11 protein-coding genes are annotated in these 12065 nt (G+C 31.3%); 4 read left to right on the forward strand and 7 right to left on the reverse strand.

Features of this window, described 5'->3' with window-relative positions:
• Positions 1-2 precede the first annotated feature (2 nt).
• Entirely contained in the window at positions 3-1931 is a 1929-nt protein-coding gene (locus AC0LWJ_RS08065) for a flagellar assembly protein A (protein WP_474238720.1), read from the reverse strand.
• Positions 1932-2222: 291 nt separating this feature from the next.
• Between AC0LWJ_RS08065 and AC0LWJ_RS08070 the strand changes: the two genes are divergently transcribed.
• Positions 2223-2783, forward strand: coding sequence for a tyrosine-type recombinase/integrase (locus AC0LWJ_RS08070; RefSeq protein WP_474238722.1), 561 nt, complete (start codon positions 2223-2225; stop codon positions 2781-2783).
• A gap of 231 nt (positions 2784-3014) precedes the next feature.
• Here the strand turns inward: AC0LWJ_RS08070 and ligD are convergent, their stop codons facing one another.
• From ligD to arsC, 3 genes are all read right to left on the reverse strand, one after another.
• Positions 3015-3938, reverse strand: a complete 924-nt coding sequence (ligD, locus tag AC0LWJ_RS08075; protein WP_474238723.1) for a non-homologous end-joining DNA ligase — start codon at positions 3936-3938, stop codon at positions 3015-3017.
• 18 nt (positions 3939-3956) lie between these two features.
• The gene (gene ku, locus AC0LWJ_RS08080) at positions 3957-4775 is read right to left on the reverse strand and encodes a non-homologous end joining protein Ku (protein WP_474238725.1); all 819 of its coding nucleotides are present in this window, start codon (positions 4773-4775) and stop codon (positions 3957-3959) included.
• Between the two features lie 111 nt (positions 4776-4886).
• The gene (arsC, locus tag AC0LWJ_RS08085; protein ID WP_474238727.1) at positions 4887-5327 is read right to left on the reverse strand and encodes an arsenate reductase (thioredoxin); all 441 of its coding nucleotides are present in this window, start codon (positions 5325-5327) and stop codon (positions 4887-4889) included.
• Positions 5328-5546: 219 nt separating this feature from the next.
• On the opposite strand from arsC, the gene hcp reads away from it, so the two are divergent.
• A complete protein-coding gene (gene hcp, locus AC0LWJ_RS08090; RefSeq protein ID WP_474238728.1) occupies positions 5547-7190 on the forward strand; it encodes a hydroxylamine reductase in 1644 nt (547 codons plus the stop codon).
• 108 nt (positions 7191-7298) lie between these two features.
• Here the strand turns inward: hcp and AC0LWJ_RS08095 are convergent, their stop codons facing one another.
• From AC0LWJ_RS08095 to AC0LWJ_RS08105, 3 genes are all read right to left on the reverse strand, one after another.
• The gene (locus tag AC0LWJ_RS08095; RefSeq protein WP_474238730.1) at positions 7299-7976 is read right to left on the reverse strand and encodes a Crp/Fnr family transcriptional regulator; all 678 of its coding nucleotides are present in this window, start codon (positions 7974-7976) and stop codon (positions 7299-7301) included.
• Between the two features lie 36 nt (positions 7977-8012).
• Positions 8013-9578, reverse strand: a complete 1566-nt coding sequence (pckA, locus tag AC0LWJ_RS08100) for a phosphoenolpyruvate carboxykinase (ATP) (protein WP_474238732.1) — start codon at positions 9576-9578, stop codon at positions 8013-8015.
• A 421-nt stretch (positions 9579-9999) separates the two neighbouring features.
• Positions 10000-10686, reverse strand: a complete 687-nt coding sequence (locus AC0LWJ_RS08105; protein WP_474238734.1) for a Crp/Fnr family transcriptional regulator — start codon at positions 10684-10686, stop codon at positions 10000-10002.
• A gap of 100 nt (positions 10687-10786) precedes the next feature.
• Here AC0LWJ_RS08105 and AC0LWJ_RS08110 point away from each other — a divergent pair, with 100 nt between their 5' ends.
• Positions 10787-11269, forward strand: coding sequence for a permease (locus tag AC0LWJ_RS08110; protein WP_474238736.1), 483 nt, complete (start codon positions 10787-10789; stop codon positions 11267-11269).
• On the forward strand, positions 11266-11988 hold the full coding sequence (locus AC0LWJ_RS08115) for a permease (protein WP_474238737.1): 723 nt from the start codon (positions 11266-11268) through the stop codon (positions 11986-11988). The genes AC0LWJ_RS08110 and AC0LWJ_RS08115 overlap by 4 nt, the downstream gene beginning before the upstream one ends.
• Positions 11989-12065 lie beyond the last annotated feature (77 nt).

Genomic DNA, 12065 nt, shown 5'->3' on the forward strand with positions numbered 1-12065 from the left:
CCTTACATTCTGTTTTTTATGTAATCTGAGGATGGAAAACCATGCTCGACTTTCTTTAGGTTATCATTTATATTAAGTATTGTTTTATCATAACAATGTACAGCGCTTATTCTGCCATTCTTGTCTAATACTCTGCAATAGGTAGTGATACCAGATGGTGAACCAACAATCCCCATTTTTATGTTTTTGCCTGCAATCAAAATTCCACCTCTAACTAAACTCGATGGCTGCTGGAATACAATAGCGTTTCTGGCAATCAGCTTGGTTTGATAACATCCTTGACCTTTTACGAGAATATTACCATTAGCTTGAATGAAAGAGTTTTGAGCATAGTGAAAAATAATATTTGCCTGTTTATCATATATTTTTTTTATTTCGGTGATATAGTTGTTTACATCTTTGTCAATCAAATATATTTGTTTAATAATATTAATAAAATCTGTATTTATATGTAAGAAAAGTGTTTGGATTTTATTTAAAATTAAACTTACTTTTTTGACATCTTCATCTGCCAAGATTGCAAATAAATTTTTAATATCGTCAATGCATTTCTTTAATTTTTCACTACTACTATTTACAATTTGTATTAATTGGTTGTCTATTTGTGAATAATTGACTGGTTTTACAGTGCTAACTTTATCACATAATTCTTTTAATATACCATGTATCTGTTCCATTTTAGGCAAAATACCTAAATAATTGATTGAACTTATTCCTGCTCGTACTGTACTTCCAATTATATTACCGTAAACTTCAATATTATAATTGGTAGTAATATTTGCATGATTTACATTACCGTAGATGATAATATTCCCTTTTGCTTCAACTTGCATATTGTCCATAATATTGCCTTTAATAACTATATCTCCGTCAAAATAGACATTTCCTGTTTCCACATCAACGTCATGCTGTATGGTTAAGACAGGCACAACACTAACAATTCCATTTTTAAATATAGGTCTTCCCGAAGCGATGGCGACAATTTTTGTATTGCTTTCCAGTAAAACAGTTCCGTTACCAGCTTTAAGTGGTAAATCTTTGCCTTGATATGCCTTAAGAATTTCGCCTGTTACTGATTCACCATCAGTACCTGGCATAGCAGGCATAATTTTTATAGCCAATACTTCACCAATGTTTACAGTAGGTATTATAGTATGGCTTAATAAATCAACTTTTTCGTTTGTTTCAAAAGCTGGATTACGGTAATTACTGTTTTGAAATAAGTATTTTATTTTGCTGTTCAGCCCATGCACAGGTGGTTTTCCCTCTGCAACAACGGAACTACCGCCGTCAGGAGAATTTACAAGGTCATAGATAGCCTGAATATTAATAAATTTCATCTGGACATTTGCTTTTATAAGCTCTGATATGCACTGTTCAACTGTAACATTGGGTGCAGGAATTTCATCATATTCTGAGCGGATATATATCGAGTTTTCAGATTGGGTATCTTTGACAAAATACTTTCTTCCTGCTTTTTTTTCTACAGTTAAGATTGCTTTTAGCTTGTCACTGGATATATCAACCTTGATCACGGTAGAAGGATCGATGTTTTTAGCTTTTAAATCTATGCGGTCTTTTTCTGTAACAATAGCAATACCAGTTATTCTTTTACCGTTAATGTATACTTCAACGTTCGGATCATCAGCTATAATTGAAGCATATTTTCCTTCAGACGAAGGATCTGTTACCTGTATTTTGCCTGATAATATCTGTACTTTACCATCCTCTTTTTTTATCAATTTCTTTTTTTGAATTTTAGGCTCTATATCTATATATTCAATGCGAAATTCTCCTGGTTTATTTACCAAACCCCAAAACCTTCGATACGGGTTTTTTATGGTTTGTATCTTTAAATTCTTTTCATCGCACTTATAAAAGGCTTTTGCCTTTGTTATTGCTTCTTCAATATCAAAAGCAGTAAACAACATTATGTATCCCCCCAATTTTCGTTTTTTAGAGGTACGCAATAAATTACATTATCATGGAATTTTACAAACATTTATTTTTTATATACAAAATATAAAATTCCCCATTAAAGTATTTTATTTATCCGAATAAATGTAACAATATACATATATTGTTACTTCTATTGATTAAAAAAACGTTTAATTACAGGCATTCAGAGAAAAAAAATATTAAATGGATAAAAAATACACTTGAATTTCTATGTATTATTTTTTAAAATATTAATGTTAAATGCTACATAAGGGAGTGCTATAATGACAGTTGAACCTATTAGAGACAAAAACAAAATTAAACAAATGTACCAATTTCTTAATGGATATAACCCTAAGTATGCATTACTTTTTAAATTTGGTATAAATACAGGTTTAAGAATTAGTGATATTATCTCTTTAAGAGTGAATGATATTTTTAATAGCAATGGACAATTTCGTGAATATCTTGTTTTAAAAGAAAAGAAAACGGGTAAGGAAAAAAAGATTAAATTAAATGCGACATTGCGTAAAGCTATTATTTCATATTTTAGCAGCCAGAATCTTTCAGATGACAGATATCTTTTCTTTAGCCAGAAAGGTGGGCATCTTAGCCGTGTCCAGGTGTATCGTGTTTTAAAAGAAGCAGCAAATATCATTGGCATAGAAAATTTCGGTACATATAGCTTGAGAAAAACTTGGGGATACTGGACATATCAAATGTCAAAATACAATATTGGTTTAATAATGGATACTTTTAACCATAGTTCCCAAAGCATAACGCTTCGCTATATTGGTATAAATCAAGACCAAAAAGACGAATTGTATTCAACTGTACAATTATAAAATCGGACTACCCCTAACCTATAATATTGGAGTTAGGGGTAGCTTTTTATATTGAAACTTTTTGAAATTAGATATAAAAATTTTATGGTTTTGCAGGAATTTTTGTTTTTTTGTCGTATTATATTAAATAAAGGGGAAATAAATATAACTATATCTAAAAAAGCAACAATATATGTATATTGTTACATAAAATCTAAATTATTCTTTTCAATTATTTTTTTATGGCATGTTTTATTCAAATCTGCATTCTTCAGGCCTAACATTATATTCAAATTGAATAAAAGAAGGAGCTCTCATCTTCATATTTTCAGACCATTCCATAAACCTGACTTTGCATGTAAGTATTGGTTTTAACCACTGTACATTTTTTTCTTTATATTTGTAATAATCATCTAAAACTTTTATATCATCTACAACTTCATAAAATGCCGATAGTTCTTTATGAGATAGACCGGATTCACAGCTTCCGATCTGTATCAGATTATTTTCATCATCATAAAGTCCTAAAATAAGAGCAGTCTTATCCGTTCTGTATCCAATAATAACAGCATTTAATACAATAAAGTGCTTGAGTTTTAGCCAAAGCCTGCTTCTTTTGCCTATCAAATATTTTGAATCAGCTTTTTTGGCCATAACTCCTTCGAGACCCTTTTTACCCGTTTCTTCAAAAAGGATTTTTCCGTGTTCAAATATAAAATCAGATATTTTCACAATTTCGCTTTGTTTAAATACTTTTTTCAGGTAGGATTTTCTTTCAATCAATGGCAACTCAATAAGTGGTTTGCCGTCGAGATATAGTATGTCCCAAGTTATAAAAACAGCGGGCATTGTTTTGCTTAAAAGATTTATTTTTATTAAATTTTGCTGATGTTTTCTTGACATAATGCTTTTATAGCTGGGTTTCCCGTTTTTTAAAACAATAAGCTCACCGTCAAGTATTGCTTCTCTTGCTTTTATATGTTTGTGAAGTAATGATAGATCAGGAAATTGATAAGTTATATCAACAAGCCTTCTATCTTGAAGGCGCGTTTTATCTGAAAGAAAAGCGATTGTTCTAGAGCCGTCCCACTTTATTTCATATATCCAATCAGGATTTTCAAATGGTTCACCAGATGATGCCAGCATAGGGGATATTCTTTCATCCATCATTGACATAGTATTTTCTCCTTCTTTTTATGCACCTTTTCTTTTGCGGCCTCTTTTTGGTTTTTCTTCATTTTCATTTTTTACCGATTCAATACTCGCTTTTAAAGCACTTACTAAGTCAAGAACATTATCAGCTGCAGGTGCTTTTTCGGGGATTTCTACATTCCTATTCTGTATCTTTGACTCAATAATTTCAATAAGTGATTTTCTATAATTATCATCATACTTTTCAGGTTTAAATTCAGATGTAAGTGTATCAATCAGCTGTTTTGCCATTTTTATTTCATCCTCATGTAAGCTGACTTCTCTTAAAGGAGGAAGCTGCTTTGTACTTTTTATTTCATCAGGAAAATGCATTGTTTCCATAACCATGTATTTTTCATTATATACTCTTATACATGCAAGGTCCTGCTTTGACCTTATTACAACCTTTGCTATCGCAACACGGTTTGTGGCTTTCATTGAATCTATCAAAAGAATATATGGCTTAGTTCCAATGTCTTCCGGCACTATAAAATATGTTTTATCGTAATATATAGGATCTATCTGCCCCATATCGGTAAAATCTACTATGTCAATGCTTTTAACTGTTGACATGGGTATTCTCTCTAAGTCTTCATCATCTATAATTACGAATTTGCCGGGCTCATATTCATACCCTCTTACTATTTCGTCATCAGAAACAGACCTGTTGCATATAGGGCATATTTTTTCATATTTTATTGGCGACTTACAGTCTCTATGAAGCTGTCTAAAATGTATCGTATGGTCTTCTGTTGCTGTATACAATTTTATCGGGATACTTACAAGTCCAAAACTTATTGCACCTTTCCACATTGAGCGCATAAAATCACCTCATATTTAATATGTCCACAAACATTTTTTTTATAACTTTTATGAGTATATAAAAAATGGCTGATCCTTAAATCACACAGCACCAACCATATTTTTTTCCCCCTAATTTGTTCTATGATTTTTTATATCTTCTATTAACTTTTTTACTTTTTCTCCAATAATATCTCTTGTTGTACGGAATTTATTTAAGACTTCTTCTTCTGTTCCCGTTGCTCTTGCCGGGTCATCAAGGTCCCAATGCATGCTTTGGATTGATGAAGGCAGTGCAGGACATTTATCTCTTGCATCACCACATAAGGTTATAACGTAATTAGCTTTGAAAAGTATATTTTCATCTAACAAATCAGAAGTTTGATTACTTATGTCAATACCTATTTCTTTCATTACTTGTACAGCTTTAGGATTTAAACCATGTGTTTCAACGCCACCACTGTATATTTCGAATTCATCTTTTCCATAATATTTCCCAAAGCCTTCTGCCATTTGACTTCTACAAGAATTACCTGTGCATATAAAATACAAAATATTTTTTTTACTTCCCATTAAAATACCTCCTTTTGTACTCGATTATATAAAATTACAGATTATAAAACAAGCTGCTTTTGTTAAGAATATGTTAAATTACCTTTCACAAATAAGAGTTAATCAAATTATTTTACGTAGTGTGATATTTGTCACAGAATGTTTAAGTATTTTAATTTATTATATAAATACAGAATAAAAATAAACAATGAATTTTCAAAAATATGAGGAGGTATAATTATGAGTATGTTTTGTTTTCAATGTCAAGAAACTGCAAAAGGCACAGGCTGCACATCAAGAGGTGTATGCGGCAAACCTGAAAATGTGGCAAATCTTCAAGACCTGTTGATTTACACATTGAAGGGGATAGCTTATGTAAATGAAAAAGCAAGAAAAGTAGACCTAAACAACGAAAAAACGGACAAATTCTTATCCGAGGGATTGTTCGCAACAATTACAAACGTTAACTTTGATAAAAATTATTTTGTAGAAAAAATAAAAGAAGGACTTGCACTTAGAGATGAAATTATAAAGCAACTTAAAAACGCAGGTATAAATTTATATGATCTCCCTGACGCAGTAACATGGACTGCTGATTCAGTTGAGGAATTTGATAAGAAAGCTGCAAAAGTAGGTATACTTTCTACTGAAAATGAAGATATCAGGTCATTAAGAGGACTTATAACATATGGTGTAAAAGGTATTGCAGCATATGCATATCATGCATATCAGCTGGGATATAAAAATGAAAAAATATTTGAATTTATGGAAAAGGCTCTGTCTGCAACTATAGACGACAGTTTATCAGCAGATAGTTATGTAGCACTTTCGATGGAAACAGGTAAATATGGCGTTGAGGTTATGGCGCTTCTTGATAAGGCAAATACATCAACATATGGAAATCCAGAAATAACAAAAGTTAATATTGGTGTAAGAAATAATCCTGGTATATTAATAAGTGGACATGACTTTAAAGATATCGAAGAGCTTCTTGAGCAGACACAGGGTACGGGCGTTGATGTATATACACATGGTGAAATGCTTCCTGCACACTACTATCCTGCATTTAAGAAATATCCTAACTTTGTAGGAAACTATGGCAACGCATGGTGGCTGCAGGACAAGGAGTTTGAAAGCTTCAATGGTCCAATTTTGATGACGACAAACTGCCTGATTCCGCCTAAGGATTCTTATAAGGACAGGGTTTACACGACGGGCGTTGTCGGATTTGAAGGAGTAAAGCATATTTCTGCAGGCGCTGATGGAAAGAAGGATTTTTCAAAGATTATTGAACATGCAAAAAAGTGCAAGCCTCCTGTTGAAATTGAAAAAGGAGAGATAATCGGCGGATTTGCCCATAATCAGGTGTTAAGCCTTGCAGACAAGGTGGTGGAAGCTGTAAAATCCGGAGCTATAAAAAGGTTCTTTGTAATGGCGGGCTGCGACGGAAGAATGAAGAATAGAGAATATTATACGGAATTTGCAAAAGCACTTCCAAAGGATACAGTCATTCTTACAGCGGGCTGTGCAAAATACAGATATAACAAATTAAATCTTGGTGATATAAACGGGATTCCGAGAATACTTGATGCCGGACAGTGCAATGACTCATACTCATTGGCTTTAATTGCTCTCAAACTTAAAGAAGTATTCGGACTGGATGATGTCAACAAACTACCTATATCGTACAATATATCATGGTATGAACAGAAAGCTGTAACCGTGCTGCTGGCACTCTTATACCTTGGGGTTAAGAATATTCACTTAGGACCGACATTGCCGGCATTTTTATCACCAAATGTTACAAGTGTACTTGTAAAGAACTTTGGTATCGCTGGAATCACCAATGTAGAAGATGATTTAAAAATGTTTATGGGTAATTAATAATAAAATGGATATATAGTTATTCTAAGAAGTACGTATTTTTTGAACGTACTTCTTTTTAACTACATGCAGTCGCTTAAGGTCATTTCCGTATCTTTGAAAGGTATATCACAGCATGTCTTTAAGCCTTTTTACATCCTTAATTATTATTTTATGCTTATCAAGCTTAATTATATCATTTTTATCCAGCTGGCTTAAGATTCTTATAAGATTTTCCCTTGTCGTACCAATAATATTTGCAAGGTCCTGCCTATTCAGATTAATTTCCAGCAGAACTCCTTCTTTTGTTTTTATTCCCTTTTCTTTAGCAAAAGTCAAAAGAACCGATACTGTCCTGCCAAGGGAATTCCTTAACGCAAGATTTTCTATTATAAGAGCTACATTTTGCAATCTTTTAGCCATTAATTTTATTATCAATAATGCTATTTCATTATTATTAAGTATCAGTCTCTCTATATCAGCGTTCTTCAGTATGATTATCTCAGAATCTTCTATCGTTTCCGCAGTTCCCGGATATCTTCCGCCGACAAACAATACCGATTCCGCAAAAATATCCCCTTCCTCCATAATTTTTATAATATGCTCTTTGCCTGTCGAAGAAGTTTTTGATATCTTTACCTTCCCTGATTTTACAAAATATACGGCTTCACCTTTATCTCCTTCCATGTAAAGTATGGAATTTCTCTTAAAGAATTTTATTGTAAAAATCTTGTCTATTTGTTCAAGAGATTTATTATTAAGTTCATCAAAATAAGGTATCTTTCTTAGATAATCAAGCCTATCCATATTGATTGCTCCATTCTGTATTTATTTTAACAGACTTCATACATTGGGACCAGCATTTTTTATTTCTTCTGGTATAATATTGTAACTGTTAATATTTTCAAAAAATTTCCTTGCAAGATTTTTTGCCTGAAGATTATAAGCCTCTTTATCTTTCCATGTATTTATCGGATTTAGAATTTCATATGGTACATTCGGGCATGATTTTGGTATTGACAGATTAAATACAGGGTCTTTGATATATTCGACATTGTTCAGGTCACCTCTCAGTACAGCACTTACCATTGACCTTGTGTATGCTAAGTCTATACGCTTACCTATGCCGTACGGTCCTCCTGACCATCCTGTATTTATAAGATACACCTTTGAATTATATTTATCAATTTTTTCACCAAGTAATTTTGCATAAACCATTGGATGAAGGGGAAGGAACGGTGCGGCAAAACATGCTGAAAATGTCGCTTCAGGGGTTGTTATTCCTCTTTCCGTTCCTGCTAATTTGCTGGTATAGCCTGATATAAAATAATACATAGCTTGTTCTTTTGATAATCTCGATATTGGAGGCAGTACACCAAAAGCATCTGCTGTGAGAAAAACAATCGTCTTCGGATGTCCACCTATGCCGGAGATTACAGCACCCGGTATGTAATCTATCGGATAAGCTGCTCTTGTATTTTCTGTAATTGCTTTGCTGCTGTAATGTAATTTTCTGGTATTATCATCATAAACAACATTTTCTAAAATTGTACCAAATTTTATTGCATTCCATATTTGTGGTTCTTTTTCTTTTGAAAGATTTATACACTTTGCATAGCATCCGCCTTCAAAGTTGAATATTCCATTATCCGACCAACCATGCTCATCATCACCAATTAAGAATCTCTCAGAATCTGCGGATAATGTTGTCTTTCCCGTACCAGATAGACCAAAAAAAAGAGCAGTATCCTTATCCTTTCCAACATTGGCGGAACAGTGCATAGGCATGATACTATGTTTAACCATCAGATAATTCATAACTGAGAATACTGATTTTTTTATTTCACCGGCATATTGTGTACTTCCAATAATTATAATTTTTTTTGTAAAGCTTATAACTATAAATGCTTCAGAATTAACCCCATCCAGACCCGGTATCGCATTAAAACCCGGAACAGTAATTATTGTAAATTCTGCTTTATGCGTTTTTAATTCTTCACCTGTAGGACGAATAAATAACTGATGCCCAAAGAGATTCTGATATGCATATTCATTAATAAGCCGTATAGGCAACCTGTAAGAAGGGTCTGCTCCGACAAATCCGTCAAAAATAAATAAATCGCGATTTTGCAGATATGCTGTAACCCTATTATACAACTTTTCAAAATTTTCTATTGATATAGCCTCATTATTTTCCCACCATATTTCGTTATGCACCTCAGATTCATCAACAATGAATTTATCCTTAGGCGAGCGTCCTGTATATTTCCCTGTATTAATATTTATCGCACCATTATCTACAAATATTCCTTCATTTCTTCTGATGATTTCTTCAACAAGCCTTGATACAGAAAAGTTGTAATATATATTTTTTGTATTTATTATATTAATATCCTCAAGATTATACAATGTTATATCCCCTTTTACATTTTAAACTTATATATGTGTTTTTTTAAAATTCTCCCTATTAGTATATTACTTTTTATAAGTATTATATCATATTATTAGCATTTTTGAAGATATGCAAAAAGTAGATAAAATATTTAAAATAAATATTGAGTATTATAAGAAAATATAATATAATAGGTATATATCCCAAAAACGAGGGGAGGGTATCAATGTGATTAATAAAAATACGATGTTGTTTGATATGCTGAGGAAATATCCAGACACCGCATATGTATTAAGGAATATGGGGATAAATTATTATGCATGAGGCAGCTCTCTTTATATGAGTATCGAGCAGGCTGCTCGAAAATATAACGTAAATTTAGAAGATTTACTTATAGCTCTTAATAATGCTATAAATAAAAAATAATTCTATGATTAACTAATTTATTTCTTTTGCTGTTCGTGTTAATAAATCCATATCAATTATTGTTATGGATTTAGAATCATATCTAATTAATCCATCTTGTCTCATTTTATTTAATTCCCGGGAAAGAGAAGGTCTTTGAATCCCAAACTTTTCAGCCAGTTCTTTTTTTGTAATCCCTAACTTGATAGTTTTACTATTTTGAGAATAGCTTTCAAATATTAAAAAGTCAATTATGCGTTGTCTTATGGTTTTCATGGATAAAGTTTCAATTTTATCTGTTAATATTAAGGTTTTATCTGAAATTGTCTGAAGAAACTTTTTTAAAAAATCAATATTAGTTTGGCAAAATTTTAAAATTAAATCCTTCTTTATGTGGAGTATAGTTGAGTCAGTCTTAGCAAGGACAGTCATAGGATAATAATTTTTATGTGAAAAGAGTAAATTTCCTCCCAAAATATCGCCAATAATAAAATTACTTATAGTTAATACATTACCTTTTGAATCGATTTTTTGAACTAATACAGTTCCCTTTAAAATAATGTCTAAACTCATACATTTTTCATTTTGAAAATATATCACTGAATTCTTTTTATAATGTTTAACTTTATATAAATTATCAGTAAATAAACTATCCATTTCTTCATGAGAGAAGCATTTGAATAAATCTATATTTTTAAGAAAGTCTATATAATTTTTCATATATTTTATTAACTCCTTAGAAATTAGTAACCATAGTAACTGATTAATGGCTTAATCTAAATTATAATACATATAAAGATATTTTGAAAGGGGATATAGCATGGATATAGTTACTGTAATACTTTGGATTATTACCTTAGTATGGTTTATTTGGTCGATCATTAAAGACAAGGATAAAACATTTGATTCTATTAAAATGTCAAGTGGAATGATGAAAAGCATGATAGGAGAGATAATAGGGATACTTTTTCTTATAGGTTTGATATTAACATTTATTCCTCCCGACATAATAAAACAATATATGGGACAGTCAAATATTTTTATATCTACAATTGTTTCAGCATTCGTAGGATGCATAACTTTAATACCAGCCTTTGTTGCTTTCCCTCTTGTAGGTTCTCTTGTAAATGCAGGTGCAAATATAGTTCCTGTAGTTGCATTTTTAACTACATTGACCATGGTAGGTGTTGTTACTTTCCCTCTTGAAAAAAGAGAATTTGGATTAAAGTTTGCTCTAACAAGAAATTTTTTAAGTTTTGTGTTTGCTATTATAATTGCTTTATTAATGGGGGTTATCATATGAGTATAGTTATACAAAAAATAAAAAATAACAGTTTTTTAGTATTAGTTGTTCTAACTTATTTTATATTATCAGTTTTAATGCCAATCAAAGCTGTTCAGTCACTAAATAATAGCTTATATTATGTAAAAGAAATGCTTATAATAATGCCGGTAATAATATTATTAACTTCTCTTATTGAAGCATGGGTTCCTAAGAAAACAATAGAAAATTCATTAGGTGAAGGTTCAGGATTTAAAGGCTCTATATTTTCCTTTTTACTTGGAAGCTTCTCCGCAGGACCTATATATGCAGCTTTTCCAATGTGTAAAATGCTTTTAAAAAAAGGAGCAAGTGTTGCAAATATTGTGGTTATTTTAAGCACATGGGCAGTAATTAAAATACCTATGCTTGCAAATGAATCTAAATTCTTAGGACCTAAATTTATGGCTTTAAGATGGATTTTAACTACTATTTCAATTTTTATTATAGCTTATATTACATCAAAATTAGTAAAAAAAGAAGAAATACCTATGGAGAATTTATTAGTCGATGGAAATGTGCTTACTGTAGATGAGCAATACTGTATTGGTTGTGGATTATGTACAAAAATATCACCAGATAATTTTACTATTGAAAATAAAAAAGCTAAGGTTTCTAAAAAAGTTTTAAAATCAGATGAGAATGATGAGATAAAGCTAACAATTGAAAGATGCCCAGCTAAGGCTATTAAATATATTTAAATAAACGTAACTTTGGTTTCTTAATTTCATTTAATATAATGATAACATATATAGAATAACGTTGAATAAATGATGTG

It is taken from the genome of Aceticella sp. 75b-Ac (assembly GCF_056032965.2).

Excerpts from the sequence above, each read along its gene's own strand:
- AC0LWJ_RS08095 (WP_474238730.1), bottom strand. The coding sequence starts at position 7,976 with ATGGATAGGCTTGATTATCTAAGAAAGATACCTTATTTTGATGAACTT.
- AC0LWJ_RS08105 (WP_474238734.1), bottom strand. The coding sequence starts at position 10,686 with ATGAAAAATTATATAGACTTTCTTAAAAATATAGATTTATTCAAATGC.
- AC0LWJ_RS08070 (WP_474238722.1), top strand. The coding sequence starts at position 2,223 with ATGACAGTTGAACCTATTAGAGACAAAAACAAAATTAAACAAATGTAC.
- hcp (WP_474238728.1), top strand. The coding sequence starts at position 5,547 with ATGAGTATGTTTTGTTTTCAATGTCAAGAAACTGCAAAAGGCACAGGC.
- ku (WP_474238725.1), bottom strand. The coding sequence starts at position 4,775 with ATGCGCTCAATGTGGAAAGGTGCAATAAGTTTTGGACTTGTAAGTATC.
- AC0LWJ_RS08110 (WP_474238736.1), top strand. The coding sequence starts at position 10,787 with ATGGATATAGTTACTGTAATACTTTGGATTATTACCTTAGTATGGTTT.
- arsC (WP_474238727.1), bottom strand. The coding sequence starts at position 5,327 with ATGGGAAGTAAAAAAAATATTTTGTATTTTATATGCACAGGTAATTCT.
- AC0LWJ_RS08065 (WP_474238720.1), bottom strand. The coding sequence starts at position 1,931 with ATGTTGTTTACTGCTTTTGATATTGAAGAAGCAATAACAAAGGCAAAA.
- AC0LWJ_RS08115 (WP_474238737.1), top strand. The coding sequence starts at position 11,266 with ATGAGTATAGTTATACAAAAAATAAAAAATAACAGTTTTTTAGTATTA.
- ligD (WP_474238723.1), bottom strand. The coding sequence starts at position 3,938 with ATGTCAATGATGGATGAAAGAATATCCCCTATGCTGGCATCATCTGGT.